Annotated in this window: 15 protein-coding genes; 11 read left to right on the top strand and 4 right to left on the bottom strand. The window is 61.4% G+C overall.

The genetic code is table 11. The features are described from left to right. Positions 1–24 precede the first annotated feature (24 nt). Together G4Z14_RS16235 and G4Z14_RS18970 are read left to right on the top strand one after the other, a co-directional pair. Positions 25–1,032, top strand: a complete 1,008-nt coding sequence (locus tag G4Z14_RS16235; protein ID WP_227751809.1) for a Gfo/Idh/MocA family protein — start codon at positions 25–27, stop codon at positions 1,030–1,032. Between the two features lie 844 nt (positions 1,033–1,876). Then, complete coding sequence (locus tag G4Z14_RS18970) at positions 1,877–2,617, top strand: molybdopterin cofactor-binding domain-containing protein (RefSeq protein WP_227751810.1); 741 nt, start codon at positions 1,877–1,879, stop codon at positions 2,615–2,617. Positions 2,618–2,900: 283 nt separating this feature from the next. Here G4Z14_RS18970 and G4Z14_RS16245 read toward each other — a convergent pair whose 3' ends face one another. Further along, positions 2,901–3,902, bottom strand: a complete 1,002-nt coding sequence (locus G4Z14_RS16245) for a LacI family DNA-binding transcriptional regulator (RefSeq protein ID WP_164627608.1) — start codon at positions 3,900–3,902, stop codon at positions 2,901–2,903. A gap of 242 nt (positions 3,903–4,144) precedes the next feature. On the opposite strand from G4Z14_RS16245, the gene G4Z14_RS16250 reads away from it, so the two are divergent. The 9 genes from G4Z14_RS16250 to G4Z14_RS16290 all read left to right on the top strand — a co-directional run bounded on the left by G4Z14_RS16250 (position 4,145) and on the right by G4Z14_RS16290 (position 13,918). Continuing rightward, positions 4,145–5,323: an aldose 1-epimerase family protein gene (locus tag G4Z14_RS16250; protein WP_164627610.1), complete on the top strand. Its 1,179-nt coding sequence runs from the start codon at positions 4,145–4,147 to the stop codon at positions 5,321–5,323. Positions 5,324–5,385: 62 nt separating this feature from the next. Then, positions 5,386–6,105 carry an SDR family NAD(P)-dependent oxidoreductase gene (locus G4Z14_RS16255; protein ID WP_321573064.1) on the top strand — a complete coding sequence of 240 codons (720 nt, stop codon included), beginning with the start codon at positions 5,386–5,388 and terminating at the stop codon, positions 6,103–6,105. Further along, positions 6,102–7,310, top strand: a complete 1,209-nt coding sequence (locus G4Z14_RS16260) for a CaiB/BaiF CoA transferase family protein (RefSeq protein WP_227751811.1) — start codon at positions 6,102–6,104, stop codon at positions 7,308–7,310. The genes G4Z14_RS16255 and G4Z14_RS16260 overlap by 4 nt, the downstream gene beginning before the upstream one ends. Then, positions 7,307–8,434, top strand: coding sequence for a carbohydrate ABC transporter substrate-binding protein (locus tag G4Z14_RS16265; RefSeq protein ID WP_227751812.1), 1,128 nt, complete (start codon positions 7,307–7,309; stop codon positions 8,432–8,434). The genes G4Z14_RS16260 and G4Z14_RS16265 overlap by 4 nt, the downstream gene beginning before the upstream one ends. A gap of 2 nt (positions 8,435–8,436) precedes the next feature. After that, entirely contained in the window at positions 8,437–9,213 is a 777-nt protein-coding gene (locus G4Z14_RS16270; protein WP_164627614.1) for an enoyl-CoA hydratase/isomerase family protein, read from the top strand. 24 nt (positions 9,214–9,237) lie between these two features. Further along, positions 9,238–10,203 carry an ABC transporter permease gene (locus G4Z14_RS16275; RefSeq protein WP_164627616.1) on the top strand — a complete coding sequence of 322 codons (966 nt, stop codon included), beginning with the start codon at positions 9,238–9,240 and terminating at the stop codon, positions 10,201–10,203. A gap of 35 nt (positions 10,204–10,238) precedes the next feature. Then, entirely contained in the window at positions 10,239–11,219 is a 981-nt protein-coding gene (locus G4Z14_RS16280) for a sugar ABC transporter substrate-binding protein (RefSeq protein ID WP_164627618.1), read from the top strand. A gap of 61 nt (positions 11,220–11,280) precedes the next feature. Continuing rightward, positions 11,281–12,771: a sugar ABC transporter ATP-binding protein gene (locus tag G4Z14_RS16285; RefSeq protein ID WP_227751813.1), complete on the top strand. Its 1,491-nt coding sequence runs from the start codon at positions 11,281–11,283 to the stop codon at positions 12,769–12,771. A gap of 13 nt (positions 12,772–12,784) precedes the next feature. Next, complete coding sequence (locus G4Z14_RS16290; RefSeq protein ID WP_164627620.1) at positions 12,785–13,918, top strand: fumarylacetoacetate hydrolase family protein; 1,134 nt, start codon at positions 12,785–12,787, stop codon at positions 13,916–13,918. Positions 13,919–14,329: 411 nt separating this feature from the next. Here G4Z14_RS16290 and G4Z14_RS16295 read toward each other — a convergent pair whose 3' ends face one another. Genes G4Z14_RS16295 through G4Z14_RS16305 form a run of 3 tightly spaced genes read right to left on the bottom strand, consistent with a single transcriptional unit; the run spans position 14,330 to position 23,676 of the window. Beyond that, positions 14,330–17,647: a DEAD/DEAH box helicase family protein gene (locus G4Z14_RS16295; protein ID WP_164627622.1), complete on the bottom strand. Its 3,318-nt coding sequence runs from the start codon at positions 17,645–17,647 to the stop codon at positions 14,330–14,332. Beyond that, positions 17,647–20,769, bottom strand: a complete 3,123-nt coding sequence (locus tag G4Z14_RS16300; protein ID WP_164627624.1) for a DNA methyltransferase — start codon at positions 20,767–20,769, stop codon at positions 17,647–17,649. The genes G4Z14_RS16295 and G4Z14_RS16300 overlap by 1 nt, the downstream gene beginning before the upstream one ends. A 33-nt stretch (positions 20,770–20,802) precedes the next feature. Then, complete coding sequence (locus tag G4Z14_RS16305) at positions 20,803–23,676, bottom strand: SNF2-related protein (protein WP_164627626.1); 2,874 nt, start codon at positions 23,674–23,676, stop codon at positions 20,803–20,805. Between the last annotated feature and the right edge of the window lie 4 nt (positions 23,677–23,680).

Raw genomic sequence — 23,680 nt, forward strand, 5'->3', positions numbered from 1 at the left:
GCCATGACAGGAGATCACACGACCATGCCGATATCCAAGATCAATGTTTGCCTGTTTGGCGCCGGAGAAATGGCTGCGATCCACGCAGCAAATCTTGCCAGTGATCCGCGCGTGGTGCTGCGCTATGTCATTGATCCCGCTGTCGAGCGCGCCGAGGCACTTGCCATGGCCCATGGCGCCATAGTGGCAAGCCCGGATGTGGCCTTTGCTGACCCGCAGATCGACGCGTTTGTCATCGCCAGCCCTCCCCGCACCCATGCCGATTATCTGGAGCGCGCGGCCCAGACCAAGGCCTATGTGTTTTGCGAAAAGCCGATCGACCACGATATCGGTCGGATCCGCACCTGCCTGACCAAGCTGGCCGGGCGGGAACACAAGGTGCAGCTGGGTTTCAACCGCCGGTTTGATTTTCAGTTTGCCAAGCTCAAGCAGGCCATTACCGACGGGCGGATCGGCAACGTCGAGCAGGTTCTGATCATCAGCCGCGACCCCGAAGCCCCGACTTTGGAAGGGTTTACCCATAGCAGCGGCTTGCTTAAGGAAACCGCGATCCATGATTTTGATCTGTTGCGCTGGCTCCTGGATGACGAACCCGTCGAGGTTTTCGTGATGGCCGATGCGCTGATCAACCCGGATTACCTGACCATCGGCCATATCGACACGGCGACCACGACCCTGCGCATGAAGTCGGGCACCCATGTCACGATCCTGAACAGCCTGCGCGCAGCCTTTGGCTATGATCAGCGCATCGAAGTGCTGGGTTCCTTGGGTCAGGCGGCGGTCGGCAATGTCGCACAATCGCTGGTGGTGCTGTCCGATCAGATGGGCATTACCGCTGAAAAGCCGTTGTGGAACTATCCCGAACGCTATGCCCAGGCCTATCGGACCGAGATGTTGCAGTTCATTGAGGCCGTGGCCAGTGGCAACCCCGTCACGCCGAATGCGTTTGATGGCCTGCGCGCTTCGGTGATTGCCGAGGCGGCAATCCTTTCGATGCAGTCCAAACAGCCTGTCGTGATCGAACCGGTTTGAGCCGGACCGCAATCCCTGGCACTGGCGGGGCGGTCTTTCGGAAACCGGCCCGCGGGTAAGGCGCGTCTCAAGCTTCGGGCGTGTTAGCCAGATGATGGAGATGCCGATCTCAGTCACTTTGATTGAGGTTCTGAGGCAGTCCCTTGGCGAAAGGCATGCCGCTTCGTAATCGCGGGCGGCCCAGAGTCCGTCAAGGGCGGCGGCGCCGTTGCAAACGCCCGATCTCAACCAGACAGGTCCGGGCAGTCGGCCTGTTGCGCCCGTCGCGGTGTGCCGATGTCCAGCGTCAGCATTTTCAACCCACTCCGGCATAACGCAGTCGCACGGGCGACTGAACACATCCCTGGACGGCCTGCATGACCACATGCTGGGCAGTTCCGATTTCGGCAGGGCCTGCCCAGCAGATCGGTGGGCGATCAACTCCATTCGACTGCTGCTGGAACGGTTTACGTCTGTTTGTTCAGCGTAACCTGGGCCAGGTCGAGGCCAAGTGGCATGTGGTACAGTTGCGGTTTTCGCGGCACGAAACCTTCACCGCCATCCGCGCAAGGTCTACGATATAGGGGCGGATGCGGATTGAGCTTGAAGGCCGCATGCTGGGGCACGATGTCGAGGTGACCGTCGATTGTACCGGAAGCGCCAATCTGCCGGGATCGGTGCTGCAACGGCTGGCGCGGCTCTATGAGGTGCCGGCCGAACGGTGTCGCGGCTGTGCTGTCTATACGAACACCTGCCGACTGGAGCTTTTTGCGGTTATAGCTCGTCGCGGATTCAGATGCTGTCCCTGAGCGTGGTGTAGGTTCCGGCCGCGCGCGATTCACGGTTTGATCCGGCTGCGCTTCGGTTGGGCAACATCGTTGGTCCGGGCGCGGTTGAGCCTTGGCAAGGCCTGAACCTTGGCAATGCCCGCGGGGACGATTGTCTGCGGCGCGGGGGCCAGGGCCATTGGCTGGACGGCGCGCGCAAAGCTGGCACCTTACACCGGCCGCTTTCGGCGCGGCGTCGGGATGGCTGCCGCGACGCATCTCAACGGGCGCTTTCCCGGCGAGGATGGATCCACCACCGTAGCACTGGTGGGCCTGCAAGCCGATGGTCGTATCATGCTCACTGTGCGCTAGATGATCTGGGCAGCGGATCAGACACAACGTTATGGCTGGCCGCGCGCAACGCCCCGCTGCTGATCGCCACGCCGACCCACCGCGCCTCGGCCAATCCCGGTTCGTTTGCCACGCATTTTTCCTTGGTCGCGGTCGATACGTTGACCGGGCGGGTGCTGCCGGTGCTGGACTATCTTGCCGCCCAAGACATCGGGCGGGCCATCAATCCGATGCTGGTGGATGGTCAGGTCCACGGCGGCATCCAGATTGGCCTTGGCTATGCGCTGAAGGAGGAGGTGGCGGTCGATCCCCTCACGGGCCGCGTGCGCGGCGACAGTTTTGCGCGCCACACGCTGGCAAATGCCCCGGAAATGCCGCTCCTTCGCACGCTCCTGGTGGAAAATGGCGAGCCAACCGGGCCGTTCGGTGCCAAGGCTGTTGGCGAGATCCGACCGTTCCGGTGGCGCTGGCGCTGGTCAACGCGGTGAATGCGGCGCTTGGCACACTGCTGTCGGAATCGCCGCTGCTGCCCGAACGGATCATCTTGGCGTTGCAGAATTGGTCGGCAACTGCGGAAGGGGTGGCATTGGCCGACGCACAGCGATCCCGAATCGGCGGGGAAGACCCGCCGATCCGATCCGACAGCGGCCTGTCTCCCGTCGGCCGCTGGGCTACGGCGACCTTGACCCCAGGCCTGCGGACGGCTGGCGCGCGGCCTTTTCGGCCTCCGCGCTGACCGGGATGCCGGATCACATAGCCACGGTTGTGCGTTCAAGGCAGGTTCTCGCGAAAGATGACCTGAAGCCGCGGCGGATACTCGGCCTCGTTCGAGCCCTTGACGGCAGACAGCAGGAGCTTGACGGCCTCGCGGGCCTCGACGCGTGCGTTCTGGTCGATCACGGCGTCCATCGTGCCGTCCAGCAGCATCGACCGTGCGGCGCTAGTCAAGTCGTGGCCGATGAAGACGACTTTTCCGGCCAAGCCAGTGTCCTTCAATGCCCGCGCGACGCCCTGATTTCCCGCACCGATGTTGTAGATTGCGTCCGGCCGTTCCCGTCGCAGCAGGTCAAGGGCGACAGAGTAGGCCTTTTCCCGATCATCGTTGATTTCATGGATCGAGGACACCGTCAAATGTGAAAACTCCCGCGAGAGAATCGAACGCACGCCCATTTCGCGTTCTTCATGGCCGCGGTAGGATGGCGAGCCGATCAGGACGGCGACGCGCGCGGGCTGGTTTCTGGGCAGAAAGCGTCCGATCAGGTAGCCCGCCAGACGGCCCGCCGCGCGATTGTCGATGCCGATATATCCAACCGACCGCACCCGCGGAATGTCCGAGACCAGGGTTGCAATCCTGGTGCCGCTGGCGGTCAATTTTTCAAGAGCTTCGGATACGATCGGATGGTCGATGGCGACCACGCCAACCGCATCGGATTTGCCGCACAGTCCGACAAGCTTCTCGGCCAGCGCATTTTCGTCAAAACCGATGACCTGATGCAGGTGGCCGTCGATCTCTGGACGCGCGGCCAATTCCTCGACGAGATGGCTGCGCAGGAGCGAGATAAAGCTGTTTTGCCCCGCCGGAAGCACGAAATCCATGCGCACGCGCGTCGGTGCGCCGGTTGCCTGCGGTCCGAAATACCCCAACTCATGGGCGACATGCAGAACCGCTGCACGTGTGCGTTCTTTGACGCCGGGGCGATCGTTCAGGACGCGGTCGACGGTGGCGATGGACACTCTTGCCCGTTCGGCAATCGAGGCGAGGGTAGCTTTCATGGCGGACCTCCTGATGTTCCGTGAACAGTAAAGCCAATCTGCGCTGTTTTTCCACCTCAAACACATCATGTATCTTCAATATCTAAATAGTTTTGCAATAATGATTTCTTTTGATGAATAAATAGGCGTATTGATGATTGATTAACATCATGTTGCGGTCGACATTGCCTCAAATGACGCCCACGGCGAGCGCCGGGTCAAAACGACGGGCGGACATTCCGACATCGGCAAAGGACCGAGGCATGCCCAGGCTTTACAACAAGGATATCTCACGGGCCGAGCTGGAGGCAGCAAGCGGTGCGCTGCAGCATGCCGCGGGGGTCCGGTTGATGACGCTGGGCGACGGGCTGGAACGAGGCGTTCGGATGCTCGAGTTCCGGACCGGGTCCGGCTTGCGTTTTTCGGTGCTGATCGACCGGGCGATGGACATCGCGGATTGCGACTATCGCGGTGTGGCGATCGGCTGGCATTCGCCAGCGGGGTTCCGCAATCCGGGGCTTCACGACTACGAGGGCGAGGGCGGGCTGGGTTGGCTTCGCTCATTCTCCGGGCTGATGGTGACCTGCGGGCTTGATCATATCCTGTTCATGTATGACGCCCCGGCCGACAACTATTTCTATGGTCCGCGTCGCAAGGTCTCGCAGTCAATTCACGGCCGTGTCGGAACGATTCCGGCGCGGCTGACGGGCTATGGCGAGAGCTGGGACGGCGATCAATGCGTGCTCTGGGCGGAGGGCGTGGTCAGTCAGGGCACGGTCTTTGGTGAGCATCTGGAGCTGCACCGGCGCATCGAGGTTGATCTGGGCGGCAACGATATCCGCCTGACCGACCGTGTGGTCAATCGAGGCTTTTACCGCACGCCCCACATGTTCTGCTATCACATCAACGTCGGCCATCCGGTGCTGGAAGCCGGTGCACGCTATCTCGCGCCGATTGCCGATGTGGTCTGGGCGGCGCATGAGGGCAGCTATCAGGCGCAGGGCGTGGGGTATCGGCGGCTGCCCGGCCCCCGGATGGATTTCCGCGAACAGGTCTGGCAGCACGAACTTGCGGCTGACAGCAAGGGCGAGGTCCCGGTGGCGCTGGTCAACGACCGGCTGGGCCTGGGGTTCATGGTGACGACCCGCAAGGACCAGTTTCCCTGCCAGTACGAGTGGCAGAACCTCCAGTCCGGTCAATACGCCCTGGGGATCGAGCCATCGACCAATCATGTTCTGGGGCAGGGAGAGGCCCGCGCGCGCGGTGAGCTCATCTGGTTGAACCACGGCGACACGCGCCGCTATGACACGGTGTTCAGCGTGCTGACCGATGCCGATGCCATTGCGGCTGCCGAGGCCCGCATCCGGGGCGTCGCAACTCAACCGGACATGGATTACCCCCCGCTGTCCGGAGTGTTCCGGCCGATCGGAGGTCGGCAATGAACGGTTCCCTGCATTTGCGGCAATCCGGACCCAAAGCCCCCGGCGCACTTTCGGGACTTCGGGTGCTGTTTACAGGCGCGGCGGGTGGTCTCGGCCATGGCACGACGCTGGCCCTCCTGGCATCCGGAGCCGAGGTCTTTTCGATCGACCGCGATCACGCCCACAACGAAAGCCTCCGCTCCGAAGCGCATGCCGCGCGCCTGCACCTGATCGAACGCGACCTGACCGACACGGATGCCGTCCGCGCCTGCCTGCGCGACATCGTGAAAGGCGGCGCGATCAATGTCCTGATCAACAATGCGGCGATCTATCCGACCAAGCCGTTCGAGGACTTCACGCTGGAAGAGCAACGCGCCGTGCAGGCCGTCAATGTCGACGCCGCGCTGGTTTGCACGGCCGAAGTCCTGCCCGCGATGCGGGCGCAAAACTGGGGCCGGATCATCAATGTCACCTCGATCACGCTGGGCGGCGGTTGGGAGAACCTCTCGCCCTATGTGCAGTCCAAGGGCGCGCTGCTGGGGTTGACGCGCGCCTGGGCGCGCGAATTCGGCAAATGGGGGATCACCGTGAACGCCATCGCGCCGGGGGCTTTCCCGACCGATGCAGAGCGCATTCACCCCGATCCCGAAGCCTACAACCGCTTTGTGCTGGATCATCAGGCGGTCAAACGGCGCGGGACACCAAACGATATCGCCGCTGCGGTCATGTTTCTGGCTTCGGACGGCGCGGGTTTCATCACGGGGCAGAACATCGCCGTCGATGGCGGCTGGAGCATGAATTGAAAAGCAACAACAACATTCTTTCGGGATACCGGGTGCTGGACTGTTCCATCGCCATGGCCGGACCCTTTGCGGCGCAGCGGCTGGGTGATCTGGGCGCCGATGTCGTCAAGGTCGAGCCGACAAGCGGCGAATGGCAGCGCCACATGCCGGCGGGCGGCGCGCAGGGCAATCAGATCAACGTCTCCTTCCTGTCGCTCAACCGCAACAAGCGCTCGCTGGCGGTGGATCTGAAAAGCGACGCCGGCCGGGCGGTGGTTCACCGGCTGTCCGCCGAGGCGGATGTCTTCATCCAGAACTACCGTCCGGGTGTCGCGAAACGGCTGGGCGTGGATTATGAAACGCTGGTCGCCCTCAATCCGCGCCTGATCTACGTGTCGATGTCGGGCTACGGTGAATCCGGCCCCTACATGCTCCGCCCCGGTCAGGACCTGCTGTTGCAGGCGATGAGCGGCGCCATGCTGTCGGCGGGGCGCGACGGCGAACCGCCCATGGCCGCAGGGCAATATCTGGTCGATGCCGTAACAGCCTATTCGGCGTTCGAGGGGGTTCTGGCCGCGCTGCTGCACCGCGAGCGGACAGGCGAGGGACAAAAGGTCGAGGTCAACATGCTGGACGCGATCACCACGATCCAGATGCAGGAACTGTCGGTCTTCACCGTCGGGGGCAAGCCGCAGACGCGCAGCAAAGAGCCGCATGCGCATGTCTACATCCGTTCGCCCTATGGCACCTTCGCCACGTCGGACGGTTTTGTTGCGCTGGCAATGCCCGACCTCGATACGCTGGCGCGCGTGCTCGATGAACCCCGGCTCTCGGGTCTTGATGCCGCGACCGCAGGCTGGGACCAGCGTGATCTGCTGTTCGGACTGGTGCGGGGGGCGCTGCCCGCCCGGACCACCGCCGAATGGATGGCCGCCTTCAACGCGAATGGCATCTGGGCCGCGCCGGTCTATGGCTATGCCGAACTCGTGGCCGACCCGCAGATCGCGCATAACGGCACGTTCGTCGAGTATGACCATCCGACCGAAGGCCGGGTGAAGACCCCGGGTTTTCCGATCCGGTTTTCGCGAACGCCCAGCGAAGTGGTGCGAGGGGCGCCACTTGTGGGTGAACACAGCCGGGAAATCCTGACCGAGGCGGGCTATTCCGTCGGCGAAATCGAAAGCCTTGTTTCGGCAGGTGCCATCGCCATGCGGGGCACGCCATGAGCTTGCCGTTCAAGGGACTTACCTGGGATCACCCGCGCGGCTTCACCGCGCTGGATCGGGCGGGACGGCAGAGTGGCCTGATTGCCTGGGATCGCCAACCGCTCGAAGGGTTTGAAAGCGCCCCGATCGCCGATCTTTGCGCCGCCTATGATCTGGTCGTTCTGGACCATCCGCATCTGGGCGAAGCGCTGGCGCAGGATTGCCTGTGCCCGCTTGACGAGGTGTTCGATCCCGTCGCGCTGAAACGGTTCGCGGCAGACAGTATCGGCCCCAGCTTTCGCAGCTACGAGATGGCGGGCCGTGCCTGGGCGCTGCCGCTGGATGCGGCAAGTCAGGTCATGGCGCTGCGACCCGAAATCGCGGACGCGCCGCTGGCCACATGGGCGGAGGTGTCGGACTTTGCCCGGCACGAGGGCGGGCTGGCGCTGTCGCTTGCCGGGCCCCATGCCGCGCTCAGCCTCATGTCGATCGCGGCCTCGCTGGATGACGGGCTTGATCTGGCCGACGGGGGCTGGCTTGGGGCCGCGCTCTGCGTCGAGGCCTACGAGATCCTGTCCGACCTCAATGCCCACGCGAACCCCGATTTCGGGCAGGCGAACCCGATCGGCCTTCTGGAGGCCATGTCCTCGGGGACCGGGATCCGGATTTGCCCGTTGGTCTATGGCTATGTGCCCTATGCCGCGCGTCCGGCGCCCCGGACAGTGCTGTTCCGCAACGCGCCGCGCAGTCGCATCGGCGGGCGGCACGGTTCGATCCTGGGCGGAACCGGAATCGGCATTTCCAGACGCTGCACGCCTTCGGACGCCCTGCGCGACCATCTCGCCTGGTTGATGAGCCCCGGCGTCCAGACGGGGTTCATTCCCGAAAATGACGGCCAGCCTTCCAATCGGGCGGCCTGGGCTGACCCGGATGTGAACGCGCCGGTGCGGGGTTTCTACAGCGCCACCGCTGCGACGCTGGAGGCCGCGGCGCTGCGCCCGCGCCATGACGGCTACATCGCCTTTCAGACCGCCGCTTCGGCCTTCCTGCGCGAGGCCTTGCGGACCGGCCTGCCGCCGGCCGCAGTCGCCGGGCGTCTTGCGGACATGTTCGCAGCCTCGCTTCCCGCAAATCGAAGGGTTTGATCATGACCGCCGCGTCCGACCTGCTGTTCCATCATACTGGCCATGTGGCCGTGATCGAATTCAACCGACCCGCGAAGCTCAACGCCATGACGCCCGAGATGGCCGAGGCGATGATCGCGGCGGTGGCCCAGTGCAATGCCGACCCCGACATCCGCTGCGTCATTCTCACGGGGTCCGGCACGCGGGCGTTTTGCGTCGGGTCCGACATCAAGGAACTCGATCGCTACGACAGCCCGTGGGAGTTCCGCAACCGACCGGAATATTGCGATGCCCTGCGGGCGCTGCGAAAGCCGGTCATCGCGGCGGTCAATGGCTATGCCTTCGGGGGCGGTCTCGAAATGGCGATGAGCTGTGACATTCGCCTTGCCGCCGACAGCGCCAGCTTTGCGGCGCCCGAGATCAAGCTGGGCTGGATCGGCGGTGGCGGCATGGTGGTGCATCTCACGCACTCGATCGGTCCGTCGAACGCAGCCAAGATGGTGCTGACCGGCGATCCGATCGATGCGGCCACCGCCTGTAGCTGGGGCCTTGTGAGCGATGTCTGTCCCGGCGCCGACCTGCGCGAGCGCGCGATGGATCTCGCGCGCACCATCGCATCGCGCGCGCCGGTGGCGGCGGCAACCTTCAAGACCAATCTGCGGGCCGCAATGTCGCTGCCGCTGGCCGAGGCCGTGGCCTACGAGCGTGACCTGCAAACCATCTGCCTTGCCACCGAGGATGCCGCCGAAGGCCGGAAAGCCTTTGCCGAAAAACGCGCGCCCGCCTTTCGCGGCCGGTGAGCAAGATCAAATGAGGTGTTTCCGATGAGTAATGGCACGTCCAACGCGGGCTCCCGGCTTGGAGCGATCCTTGCGCGGCGCGAAACCTCCGTCGCCTTGATCCTGCTGCTTGTCCTGATCTTCATGACCCTCGCCAACGAGTTCTTCCTGACCCAGCGCAATCTGTTGAATGTGGGCCGGCAGGCGTCCGTGGTTGCGATGGTGGCGCTGGCTCAGGCACTGGTGATCATTTCGCGCGGCATCGACCTTTCGGTCGGCTCGGTGATCGGCCTTTCGGCGGTGACGGGAGCTCTGGTTGCCCAGGAAACCGGAAGTCAGGTTCTGGGAATTGGCGGGGCGCTGTCGGCGGGGCTGGCCTGCGGCATCTTCAACGCCGTTCTCTATACCCGCTTCCACATCAACCCGTTCATTGCCACGCTTGGCACGATGTCCATCGCGCGCGGCATCTCGCTGCTGATGACGGGCGGAATCCCGGTCAGCTTTTCCGGCTGGGCCTCGTGGTTCGGGGCCGGACGGATCTGGGGAATTCCGGCGTCGCTGCTTCTGATGCTGCTCCTTGCCGTGATCTTCTACGTTCTGGCGACGCGCACGCGGGTGGGGCGCAACATCTATGCCACCGGCGACAACCCCACCGCAGCGCGCCTTGCCGGGATCGATGTCGATCGCACCCGCGGGCTGGTCTTCGCCGTCAGTGGCCTCGTGGCGGGGCTGGGCGGGCTGATCCTGGCCGGCAATCTGGCCTCCGCCGGGCCCGACCTTGGCCGCGGCTACGAGCTCGATGTCATTGCGGCCGTCATTCTGGGCGGCACCGCGCTCGCGGGGGGGCGTGGCTCGATTCCGGGCGTTCTGCTGGGGGCCCTGCTGATGGCGCTTCTGGGCAACGCCTTCGTGCTTCTGGGGGTCTCATCGCACTGGCAGGTGGTCACCAAGGGGCTCGTCATCATTCTCGCCGTCGCAATCGACGGCGTGCGTCGCGGGCGGGAGGACTGAATGCGCCGCCGATCAACAAGCAGGAGGAGAGAAGAATGACCAAATTCACGAGACGGACAATTCTGGGGGCAACCGCCGCGCTGGCGCTGGCCTGGACGCTGCCGGCCGGGGCGCAGGATCTGCCGGCGGGTGCCACCGTTGCGGCCGTGGAAAACACCAAAGGCCCGCTGCGCATTGCATTCCTGTCGTTCCAGAACAACCCGTTCTGGGTGCCGGTGACCGAAGGCGCAACTGCGGCAAAGGACTTCCTCGCCGCGCGTGACACCACGGTCGATTACATCGACCTCGGCGACAACCTGACTGCCGAGGCCGTGATCGCCGGGATCGAGAGCGCGGTGGCACAAGGCTATGACGGCATTGTCACTGTTCCGATCTTTGATGGAACGGAACGCGCCATTGACGAGGCGGCAGCCGCAGGCGTTCCGGTGCTGAACATCATCGCCGAGGGCAACAACCCCTCCAAGCGCATTCAGTTCATCGGCCAGAACGCCAAGCAGGCCGGCGAACAACTGGGCAAGTTCATGGCCGAAAAGATGGGATCCACCGGCAAGCTCGGCGTCATCACCGGCTATTTCGGTGCCGTTCAGCACGCCGACCGGATGAACGGCGCCCTGGACTGGATCAAGGCGAACGCGCCGGAGATCGAGATCCTCGGACCGTTCGAGAACCAGGACAAGGCGGAGCTGGCCTATTCGCAGGTTCAGGACATGTACACGGCCAATCCTGATCTGAAGATGGTCTATGTGACGGCGGGTGGGCCTTTCGGAGCCGCGCGCGCGGTGAAAGACCTTGGCCTGACCGGCACGGTCGGCGTCGTGGGCTTTGACCATACGCCGGACAATGTCGAATACATCGGCAGCGGCGAGATGGCCGGCCTGATCGACCAGGCGCCCTTCACCCAAGCCTTCGACGGGGTGGTCACGCTTTACAACATGCTGGTGACGGGCCAGGCCCCGGCAGAGGCCGTCCGCTATGTCGAGGGCAACCTTCTGACGCCGGAAGGCATGCAGAACTGATCCCACGCGATCAGGGGCATCGGCCTTCGGGCCGGTGCCGATCCTCCAGGGTAATGACATCATGAAACCTCGGCTTGAAATCTCTGGCCTCAAGAAGTCTTTCGGACCGGTTGAGGTGCTGCACGGCGTCGACCTGTCGATCGCGCCGGGCGAGGTGATCGGACTGCTGGGCGAGAACGGCGCCGGAAAAAGCACCTTGATGAACATCGTCAGCGGCAGCCTCAAAGCCGATGCCGGCCGCGTGCTGCTGGACGGGCGCGAGGTGCAGTTCGGCTCTGTCCGGGACGGGATCGAGGCCGGCATCCGCTTTGTGCATCAGGAGCTGTCCACCATCGGCTCGCTGAGCGTGGCGGAGAACATCTTTCTGGGCGACTACTTTGCAGGCAGGTCCGGACTGGTCGACCGCAACAGGATGACGCAAGGCTCGCTTGAGGCGCTGGCGGCGGTCGGTCTGGAGCATGTCGATCCCAAGACGGATGTGGACACATTGCGACCGGGCCAACAACAGTTGATCGAGATTGCCAAGGCGATCGTGGTTGAGCCGACGCTTCTTATCCTGGATGAACCCACCTCGTCGCTGACGCCCTTCGAGGCGAAAAAACTGTTCGAGCTGATCGGCAAGTTGTCCGCGTCGGGTGTTGCCGTGATCTTCATCACCCACAAACTGGAAGAGGCGCTTGCGAACTGCCACCGGATCGTGGTCCTGCGGGACGGCAAGCTGGTCAGCGATGAAGCGGCCAAGGCAACCGACAAGGCGCGGCTCATTCAGCATATGGTCGGCAAGACCTCGGTGTTCGAATGGGGGGGCAGCGTCATGCAACCCGGTCAGCCACAGGTCGAGATCCGCGGGCTGCGCGACGAGCACCACCTCAAGCCGATTGACCTCGACCTCAACGCGGGCGAGGTCGTGGCGCTATTCGGTCTGGTGGGGGCGGGCCGGACCGAGTTCATGGAAACGCTGTTCGGGTTCCGGCGCGCGGCGGCCGGCTCGATTTCAATCGGCGGAGTTCCCTTGCGTCTGGGCCATGTGCCGACCAGCGTTCGGAACGGCATTGCGATGGTGCCCGAGGGCCGCAAGAAGCGCGGCATTCTTCCAAGCCACAGCGTCGAGCGCAATATCACTTTGTCCTGCCTTGAAAGCCTGAGCCGCCTTGGCTTCATCCGCGGCTCTGCCGAGCGGACCGGGGCCGCGCGGCTGGCCCGGGCGTTGCACATCCGCATGGCAACTGCCGATCAGCAGATCACCGATTTGTCAGGCGGCAATCAGCAAAAGGCGATCTTTGCGCGTGCGGTGATGGCCGGGCCGCGCCTGCTGCTGCTGGACGAGCCGACCCATGGGGTCGATGTGGGGGCAAAGTCGGAAATTTATGAGATCATTCATGATCTTGCCAGGAAGGGCATGTCCGTTGTCGTGTCATCGTCGGAATTGCCGGAAGTGTTTGCAATTGCCGATCGCTGCGTTGTGTTTTCGCGCGGCGATCTGGTGGGCAATCTCGGACGCGCCGAAATGACGGAACACGACATCCTGCGCCTGGCCTTCGCCAATCACTGAGAAAGGAACGCGCATGAACGCTCGCTCAACCGGTACGCTTTTGGGTCGGGTCTGGAACCCGGCTGTCGCGGGCCCCTGCGTGGTGACGGTCCGCGACGGCGTGCTTGTCGACATTACCTCGCGGGATGCGCCTTTGGTCCGCGACATCTGCGAGATGGACGATCCGGCGGCATTCGTGCGTGGGGCGGAGGGGAGAGTCTTGGGGCCCGTGGATGAAATTCTGGGCATGGCGGCCGATCCCCGAACCTTGCATCTGCTTGCGCCGTGCGATCTGCAGGCGGTCAAGGCCTGCGGGGTGACCTTCGCCGGATCCATGGTCGAGCGGGTGATTGAAGAGCGCGCTGCGGGCGATCCGGGCAAGGCCGCGGCGATCCGCGCCCGTGTCGGTGCGATCATTGGCGACAGCCTGCGCAACATTCGCCCCGGCTCACCCGAGGCGGTGGCCGTCAAGGCGGCACTGATCGCCGAGGGGCTCTGGAGCCAGTATCTCGAGGTCGGGATCGGTCCGGATGCCGAGGTATTCTCCAAGGCGCAGGTGCTGTCTTCCGTGGGGCCCGGCGCAATGGTCGGCCTGCATCCCGCCTCGAAGTGGAACAACCCGGAGCCTGAGGCCGTGCTGGCGGTGTCCTCGAAAGCCCGAATTGTCGGCGCGAGTCTGGGCAACGATGTGAACCTGCGCGACATCGAGGGGCGCTCGGCGCTCTTGCTGTCGAAGGCCAAGGACAACAACGCGTCTTGTGCCATCGGACCCTTCATCAGGCTATTCGACAGCGAATTCACGCTCGATGACGTGCGGCGGCTCGAACTGACGCTGAGCGTGCAGGGGGCCGATGGCTTTGTTCTCGACGGCGCCTCGTCGATGGCGGAAATCAGCCGCGACCCCGAAGACCTCGTCAGCCAGACGATTGGGCGGCATCACCAGTATCCGGACGGGCTGATGCTGTTTCTCGGCACGCTGTTTGCTCCGACCAAGGACCGCGACGTGCCCGGAGGCGGGTTCACCCATCATCTCGGGGATGTCGTGACAATCGCCGCACCGGAACTCGGCCGCTTGACCAATACCGTTGGTCTGTCGACGGAGATCCCGGACTGGACGTTCGGCGTGCGGGCGTTGATGACCAACCTCGCCCGGCGCGGCTTGCTGTGAACGACGCGGTGGGGCTGGAGCCTGTCCGATTCTGACCCTGAGGGACGGCGATACCCGGGTTCGGTGGGCCCTGCTCCCCCTGCGTCCTTGCCGGCATTCGTCCCCCTCTCCCGGCCATGCCGGGCCGGCTGCGCACTGCCTTCCGTGGCCTGGCTTCCTCGCTGGATTCTTAAATCACGAATTGGCTCTGCTGGATTCCGCAAAAGAATCCAGCATGGCGAGATCGTGATTTCGTAACACTCTGATATTACAACATTAAAAATCACGACTTCCGCGCCCTGGATTCCAAGTGGATTCCCCGGTGAAACTGCCTGTCGCTAGCGAAACGCCGCGCTGCGCCCCCCCGCATACGTTCAGGGCCGGGGAGGAACCATCGGGAGGGGGGAGGGATGAAGTTGGCTATGCCGCTGATCAGGCGAGTGCTTTGGTCAGCAGCTTGCCAAGATATGCCGGTCCACCGTCATCCATGAACAGAACATTCCGATCCTCTAGGTCCGATTTCGAGGTCGTGCCCATGACATTAAGCAAGTCATTGAAGGTCGTGATGGACAGGATGAAGGAGTTGAGGCTGATCATCCCATCGCCAAGCTGCTTCTCGATCTGCTTAATTTCCTTATGCAAGCCGAACTTCGGGTCCGAAATGTTCAGGTTTCGTATCCCCTTTGGATCGATGAACGACAGCCACTGCTTGCCGGATTTGTCGTCCACCAGCCACAGAAGGAAGTCAGGATAGAAGTTGCCCGCCAGAGCGAAACCAAGCCCCTTGGCCCGATTGTCAGCATTGCGAAGCAGGTACAGGCTGTAACCCCTTAGCTTCTCTTTCCCTGCCTGGGAGTCGTAGAACGCCATGACGTCGTCAATGAATTGCACTTCGCTCGGCTCTCCAATCGCGAGCGGTCGCATCTTGAGAGGGACGACCGCATCTTTGATGGGTGAGAGCAGGGGGTAATACAGATGCTGGCCGAAGCTGATCGCTACCATGTGAGGTGCGTTCCACTTACTGGCTTCGCCGAGCTTTCCGGACGCAACGAGGGCGGATAGGGCCTCAAGTTTCGCCTTGTACTCCAAGCCGACATCAGAGTTTTCAATCTCGAACTGGTACAACTTGATGATCGAGCCGGAGTCCTCTGTTACGGGGGCGACGTCGTAGAATTTGCCCTCATAGGCCGCCTTCAGCCCCTGATAGAAGCGGTCAGTGTAGTCAGTGAGCAACTGGAGCATGATGTCCTGCTGACGCACGACGGCTGCAAAGCCCGTCAGTTCCAGTTCCGCCTGGGGGATCAAAAGGGTGTACCAGCTGTCATCACCAAGGCAGAAGCTGGCAAGGCGCTCGCGGTCAACCTTGAGATTGCTCCAGCTTTTCAGAAGCTTGTATTCTTGAACAGCGGTGAATACAGCATCCCAGTCAAAGCTAGCGATTGCCGCCCTGTTCAGTTTGCCGCGATTGCGCTTGTCCGGTGCACTCGCCGCTGCGTTCGCTGTGGTCGTGATTGCTTCGACACGTGGATAGAGGTCGAGCACGACGTGCGGAGGCTTTATCTTGCCCGCAAATTCTGCCGGAACATCATACAGCGCCGGAAAGTGGACGCGTTTGAACCCCTTGATCTGATTGTCCTTGTAGCCGTCCTTCAGCTTCAGCGTCTTGAGCCGTGTGCCAGACGGCAGGTTTGTTCTGGTCGGGAAATCGAGCTGAATGATCTCGTCGCTCGGCGTGATGCCTTCTTCCTTCAGATAGTCCTTGAAGGTGGCCATGTAGTTCGCTCGGACGCCGAAAATGTTCAGCGTTTCAAGACGTTCCATGTGCGTTCCCTTGGGGCGCTCAGCGGGAAGTGATCGCTTCAGCGACATCCCGCGCCCTTTCAGGCGGACGCCGCGGCCGAAAAGCTGGATGATCTGGGAACCTTCACCTTGCCCCATGTTGAGCAGGCCCATCGTCGATACCCGCCAGCTTGACCAGCCCTCGGTGAATTTCCGCGATCCGATCAGGATGTTCAGCTTGCTGTCTTTCTGGTTGATCGTGCCAAACAGCCCGGTCCCGAAATCGTCCGCTTCGGTATCGAAGTCGCTGCTGTCCTCGGCGTTCTTGAAGAAGCCGGAATCGTCGCCGATGTTGATCAGGCCAAAGGGATCGAACGATCCGACCCGCAGGGCCAGCTCACCCTTGCTGTTCTTCAGGTTCACCAGCTTCAACCGCTGCCGGGCATCGGCGTTGAACAGCCGCTTCAGGATATCGTCATAGATCGCCGCCGCATCGCGCTGCATCAGCGGCATGAAGCGGCCAGCGAAGATGTCGTTGCCCTTCGGGTCCAGCAAGCGCGCCTTGTCGGCGACGAGGTCGGCGATCCAGGTCGTGGCTTCCCCCGGATGGTTCAGAAACCACGCGAGGAACCTGATGACCTCGAGGATATCGCTGTCCTCCCCGGCCACCGTGTTGCCCACGAAGACCCACAGGGGTTTCTCGATGTTGAAGTCCCTGATCTTGTCGCGGTGCGTGTCCCATAGCCAGAGCTGCTGGTAGAAGCTGAGCAGGCAGGCCGTGAAATACAGATCGCCGTGCTTGTCATAGCCCTTGTCGTCAAGGTTCAGGATCAGGGATTCCTTCCCGTACCCGTCAGCGTAGAAGTACTTGTAGCTGTAGTCTATCAGCACCGCTTTCGCATAGGCCTCGCGGATGCCGTCGATCCGGGCGCGGGCGCGATCTTCGGTCGTCAGCTGCATCTGCGCACGTTCCGTGTCGTCTAGCTGCTTCAGCGTCTTCTCGAACATCCGCTTTGCCTTGGCCTTCTGGATGTCCTCTTCGGCCTTGGCGACGGTCGATCCTTTGGCGACTGACTGGCTGAAGGTCGCGCTGTATTCGAAGGCGAAACCGCCCTTCACCAGCGCCGCGCGGCGCGCCATCCAGACGCCGCCCGCGCTGCCGGTGCCGCGGTGGCCCTCGTCGACCAGAACCAGATTGTTGCCCTCGAACGCGCCGGTGGCGACTGTCTTGTCGCCCATCTCGTCGGCCAGCTTCGTGACCTCGATCACGTCCACCCAGCCTTTGAACAGCGAACCGGTCTGGTTCTTGACGAAGACATGGGCGTTGATGCCGGACTCGCGGAACTCCTCCAGATGCTGGCGCGAAAGGCCCTCGTTCGGGGTCAGGAGGATGATCCGGTCGGGGAACAGGTGGGCATTCCCCGCCTGGAAATAGTGCAGGTACTGCAGGATGTTCACGTGCAGGATCAGCGTCTTGCCGCTGCCTGTCGCGTTCCAGAAGGCCAGCTTGTTCAGGTCGTCGGCGCTGTAGTCCTTGAACGCCTCCGCCCCGTCCTCCTTCCGATACTCGGCCATCTGGGCATTCAGGCCGTCCAGCAGATCCTGCCGACGGTTGAAATACCAGTCGAGGTAGATCTCGGTAAACAAGAGCGACAGGTACTGGAAATACTTCATCGTCAGCACTTCGCCGGCGGCGGCGTTGCGGCGATGGGTGATCTTTTGCCAGTGGGCGACGATGTTCAGGTCATAGCGGCGCAGCTCGGCCTCGGTCACCCGGTCCATGTTGAACAGGTTGCGCGTCAGCTCGTGGAAGAACTTGGTCTGGCCGTCGTCGTCGATGCCTTCGTGCCGATCCTCGCCCAGCCGCGCCTTCAGTGTCATCAGGCCGTCGCCGTGGAAATGGCTCAGCATCCAGCGGTTAAGCACCAGCTCCTGATGGAACGTGCGCTTCTTCTTCGGGGTCCGCGCCATCAGACGTCATCCACGTTGAACATGGCGTCCAGGAAGGCGGGTTCGATCTGGCGCAGCATCAGCTTCTTGATGACGCTGCCCTCTTCCTCGGTCGTTTCCACCACCGAGGGGATGTTGTGATCGCCGTTGATGTAGACCACGTCGTATTCGCTGTCGGCCGGGTTGATCGCCAGCTTGTCGCAGAGGCGCGTGAGTTCCTCGTAGCCGATCTTTTCGCAGTCGCGCCACAGGATCAGGGTCTTTTCACCGGTGGGCAGCCAGCCCTCGACCGTGACAAAGCCCTGCTTCATCTGGATGTCGATGCTACGGACGGTCAGGCCGATCAGGTAGTTGAAGGTCTCGATCAGATCGACCTTGCGCTCCTCCCAGGCCCCGGCGCTGTCGACGGCGACCTTGAGCGTGTAATCAAAGGGCTTGCGGAAATCCTGGACGGAGAGGAGCGATCCCCTCGCCTCGACATCCAGCATGTAGCGTATCAGGTAATCGCCGCGGGCCTCAGTGCTAAACCCTTCCAGAAGGCTGGCCTGCGCGTCCGACCGCTTCAGGTCGAGGTTGTTCAGCGCGTCCTCATAGCCCTCGATCTTGAGCACCTTGAAAGCATGGCTGATGCCGGTTTCGGGGGCGGTGGGCTTGCCCGCCTTCCATTCACCCGAATAGGCAGCTTTCTGCATCCGGGGTTTGATGATGGTCCCGAAGTAGCTCCCCTGCTCGACAAGGATATACTTCCGCTTGCCCTGATCCAGCCTGTTCAACTCGATAACCGCATGGCCGGTAGTCCCAGAGCCTGCAAAGAAATCGATGCATATCGCATCATCCTCGGTCGCGCCTGCTGCTCGAAGCGCGTCCATGACGAAGCCCTTAGTTTTCGGATAGTCGAAATCATTTCTTGGGACGATATCTGCCAGTTCGGCCGCGCCAAAGTTGGACGAAGCATATTCCGGCTTGTCCCACCAAGTCGTCGGGGCTGCTTCGTCATCCATTCTGGTCTTGAAGTCGATGTTCAACACGCCAGAAGTGTCACGCCTTGCGCGATATTCACCGTATTCCTTGCGGACACGTTCATGTCCTCTTTGCCAGCGCTTCTCAATCTTCTCGGCGCCGTCATACTTGATCGGATATACCTCTTCGACCCCCGCCGGTCTCTCCTCGAGAACATCGTAGGCGTTATTTTCATCTACCCATTGAAGTTTGGGCACATAAAGCTTTCCGTCCTCATGAACCCAAATGGGATAAAACGACTTTGGACGATCCGTTCGCAAGTCTGCGTTGCCTGCGCGAACAAAGTTCATCCACGCAAAATGTCCAATCTCATCGACCAGGGGGTATCGTTCAGCTTTCTTCTGGCTAAAGCCCAGAGACGACGGTTGCGCGAGGTCAGTGCGTCCATAAAAAATCGCATATTCGTGAACGGGTGAGAACTTACCGGACGTCTTCCGGCTCTGAGGATTTGCGCGAACTATCCCGATCCCTATTTGCTTGGTATAGGATTGCCCAAACACCTCACGCATTCCGCTTACTTCGGTATCATCAATTGAACCACAGATCACCGCAGTATTCTTTGCAAGCGCCGTTGAAGAACGCAGTGACTGATCAATCAACGTAAGCCATGACGAGTCCTTGTAGCCGTTCTTGTAGATGATCGCGGAAGCATCAGTGTTGTAGGGCGGGTCAATATAGAGGGTTCCGACGCGCGCCTCGAAACGCTCACCCAACAGCCTGAGCGCCTGGAAATTGTCCCCATGCACCAGCAGCCCGTCGAGGCTGGCATCCAGATCGGGGATCGCCTTCAGCAGATCGGCCCGGAACCCCGCATCGAACAGCGCAGTGTCCACCATCAGGAAGGGCGCGGATTTCAGATCCTCGACCGTTCCCGCCGCGCTCGATCCCCGCGTGCCCAGATCATGCCACTGCGCCCATTGCGCCGGGTTCGCCGCGATGGCGGGGTAAAGCGCATCCGGCACCCGGTCCAACGTCACGCAATACTGCGCCGCCACCACGAATTTCTTCTTCAGCCACAGCTTCTTCTGGAAATTCTCGATGCTGGCCAGAAAGGTGATCAGGTCCAGCGCGATGGCGCGCAGGCACTGGATCATCCGCAGGTTTTTCTCGATGGCAGCAAAGGCCCCGGCCCCCTGCACATCGTCGAGGTTCATCACCTCGTTCTTGATGTAGAAGTCCAGCTCCCGCCGCAGGAAGCCGCCCAGATCCTTGTGGATGAAGTAATCGGCGGTATTCTTCTGGGTGTAAGTCGTCAGGTGCTTTTCCAAGAGCGTGCGCTTGGGGTTCTTTTCCGTGGGCGCGCGGGTGGTGAGCGTCAGCCAGCGCGCCTTGACCGCTTCATCGTCCAGGATGGCAGTCACGGCCTGATCCACCAGCGCCTCTTGCTTGGTGCCCTTGGGCTGCGGGGCATAATCGAACCGGATCACCAGCGCGCCATCTTCCTCGGCCACCGGCTGGATGGTTTCCTCGAACGTCTCGCCATCGTCATCCGTGCGGGTGATGGTGCGGGCAGTCGCCAGCACGAAGCGGCGTTCCTTGTCGTTGTCCTTGCGGTTGTCCTTGGCCGTGTCGGCCGCGACGAGGCGGAAGTGGACGGCGCGGCCGTCATCCAGCTTGAAGCTGAAGTTCGAAAAGGACTCGCCCGACTTGGTGTAATACTGGTCGCGGTTGGCCCAGTGCAGCACGACCTCTTCCCCAGAATAAGGGATGGCATAGGTGTCGCCCTTGTAGCGGCGCTGGCTGATGAAATCGCCCTTGTCATAGTAGCGCGAGAAGAAGGTCAGCAGATGCGAGAAGACCTGGTTCTCATGCTCTGACGCGCCTGCGCTGGCGGCGGCCAGCTGGGCGCGGAGCTGTTGGACCTTGGGTAGTTGGTCGGCGCTGATGCCGAGTTCCTGAGCGGATTTTTCGGCCTTGGCGATCTCATCCTTCAGCGTTTCGGTATTTGCCGCCGCCTCGGCTGCCAGCGCCTCGGCCACCCGTGCCTTCAGCCGCTTGGATAGGTAATCCTCGATCTCGCCCGCGCGGGCGTTGAGGATGCGGTAGACGCCGAAATCGAGGTCAGGCCGGTCAATCTGAAAGATTTCGCGCAGCTTGGCAACGAGGGCGTCAAAATTGCTCATTGTTCTTGTTTTCCTTGATGTTACCCGGCTGGTCTACACGACGGCCCAGCGAACCGTAAACAGCGATTCAACCGAATGGCCACGGCTAAGACGCTTTTGCAGGTTGGCGATCAGCTCATCCCGCTTGTCGGCCACTTCGTCTTCCTGGTTGAAGATTTCCTGCCGCTGCTTACGCTGGCGACGTTCCAGTTCCTGCAGTTTGGCCTGGATAGCAGCCTCTTCTTCGAGAGTGGTGGCCGCCCGCGCTTCGCGACGCACGGCCTTGATCTGTTCCTTGGTGTCCTTCAGCGCCTTTTCGGCCGCGAAGACCTTGTCCTCAGCCCAGCGCTCCAGCCTTTCACGGGCCGAGGCAAAGTGCTTGTTGTTGGCATCCAGCGACCGGTTCAGGGTGGCTTTGGCGTGCTGTTCGGCCTCTGCCTGAAGACGGTCGGCGATGGCGCTGGCCAGCGATTCATTTGGATGCACGGCTGCGCCTACTGAGAACAGCTTGGCGCAGGCCTCATGGTCGATGGAGCGACCGTTGTCGTCGATGCCGGAGAAGAGTAGGTATTCCTCGGTCTCGAACGTCGTGACGGTCAGCTTGCGTAAGGTTAGCCAACCGCGCCGACCTTTAAGTGTTTCGACAATCGCCACACGTGTCGGGTGATTGGTCACATCGAAGCGCAGCTCTGCGACCGGCGTATCCACAGCTTTGGCCGTAGCGATGACATGCTCACCGAGGGGATGCGAGAGACGGTATAGAAAATACCCATGTTCGTTCGTGGCGTAATCCGCCGCAGAATTCCGCGAAATCAGATGATAGCGCCCGGGCCGAAGATCAGGCGCGGGCGGTGCGACAAGGTTGAAGGCAAGATTGGCCTCATCAAACTCCGCGCGGTCGGACAGTATCGCGCCCGTCAAATCCCAGAACTTGCGGCCGACACGGTCTAGCTGTTCACGCGCATCGGCCAGCCGCAGCTTCAGTCGGGAGTGCACATCTTCGTCGAAGTTTTCGAGCAGCGCACGCCGTGTATCTTCCATCCTGCTGCGGATCTGTTCCTCCAATTGGGCCTGCAACTCGTCGAAAGCAGCGGCGATTGCCTCGGGTGTCCGGCAGTCCTGATAAATTGCCAGGATGCGCTTTTCAAAGTCGACGCCCGATTCAATCGTCCCAAGGACCTCATCGGATGCGCCAAAAACACCGTCAAACAGATTGAACTTCTCGGTCAGAAGGGCGTGGACACGCTTATCGGCGTCGTTCCTTTCGTTCAGGAAATTCACAACGATGACGTCGTGGGTCTGGCCATACCGATGGCAGCGGCCGATCCGCTGTTCGATCCGCTGCGGGTTCCAAGGAAGGTCATAGTTGATCACCTGAGAGCAAAACTGAAGATTCACCCCTTCGGCAGCGGCCTCTGTTGCGATCATGATCGGCGCGCGGTCGCGGAACCCATCAATGAGCGCGGCGCGGACGTCGATTGCCCGCGACCCTGTGATCTGTTCCCTATTCGCGGGGTCAGCAGCCCAGCGTTCATAGATGTCCTGCGCCTTGCGGTCGGAATTTGTACCGCTGAAGGTCACCACGTGCCCTGCGTACCCATTCCTTTCCAGGAAGTCGCGCAAGTAGTCCTGCGTGCGCCGCGACTCGGTAAAGATCAAAGCTTTGCGATGTGCACCCATCCGTTGCTGTTCTGAGAAGCCGATCTCAAGCGCCTTTAGCAGGGCCTTCGACTTGGTATCAGTGTGGATGGAGTGCGCCAGCTGGATCAAAATCGAGAGATCATCAATCTCACGCCGAAGCTTGACGTAATCAATCTGGTCTGGGCTAACCTCGAGCGTTTCATCTTGGTCATCCCACTCCTCAAAGATCTCCTCCTCAAGCTCGTTTTCGAAGGATATGACTTCCGCGAGGTCCCCTTTGACTGGCTCGCCTTTGCGAAGGGCCTCCAAACGTGCGCGCAAAGTTTCGAGCGTCCCTGCAATCGCCTGAGTGGATGAAGCAAGCAACTTGCGAAGGATCAGGACAGTCAGATGACGTTGCTGGGATGGAATTGCATAGGTGTCCTCCCGTTGTAAGAAACGGGTGATGCCGTCATACAGCGCCTGTTCGTTTTCTGCGGGAAAGAACGGCTGTGTCATGGCACGGCGCTGGGTATACTTGACGTATTCAAGCACCTGTTTCCGGAGCGTCCGCTTGCAGAAATCCGCCAGTCTGGCCCTAAGTTCTGGAAGATCGCCCCCTGCATTCACATACTTCGCGCGGAAACTATTTGCGTCCCCAAAAATGTTGGGGTCAATGAAGTTTGTCAGCCCAAAAATCTCCATCAGGCTGTTCTGAAGTGGTGTTGCGGTCAGTAGCAGTTTCTTCCGACCTTCGACAGCCCGCTGCAATGCCTGCCCGATTCTGTTGCTTGGACGATAGGCATTTCGAAGTTTGTGGGCTTCATCGATTACGACGAGGTCCCATTCGACCTGGCGCAACTCATCCTGAAGCTTGGCGGCATAGTGATAGGAGAGAATTATAATCCGTTTCTGCGACAAGGGGAGCGGAATGCCATCAGCCTTAATTTGGCGATAGGTTCGCGCGTCGATCACCACCGCTGGGAGATTGAATTTAGTGGTCAACTCCGCCGCCCATTGCTGGCGGATCGCGGCCGGGCAGATGATGATCAGCTTTCGTTTCCGCTCGGCCCACTTCTGGCAAAGGACAATTCCGGCCTCGATGGTTTTACCTAAACCAACTTCATCAGCAAGAATGGCTCCCTCCGCAAGCGGTGATTGCAGAGCGAACATTGCGGCTTCAATTTGGTGTGGGTTAAGGTCCACTGATGCGTCGAATAGCGACATTGAAAGCTGATCGTCGGAACCTGGAGGCGCCAGCTTTGTCAGGTCGTGGGCGGTGTACTTGCTGTGATATGCGGTGAACATGGCA

The organism is Tabrizicola oligotrophica (genome assembly GCF_011008935.1).
GTDB lineage: Bacteria > Pseudomonadota > Alphaproteobacteria > Rhodobacterales > Rhodobacteraceae > Tabrizicola_A > Tabrizicola_A oligotrophica.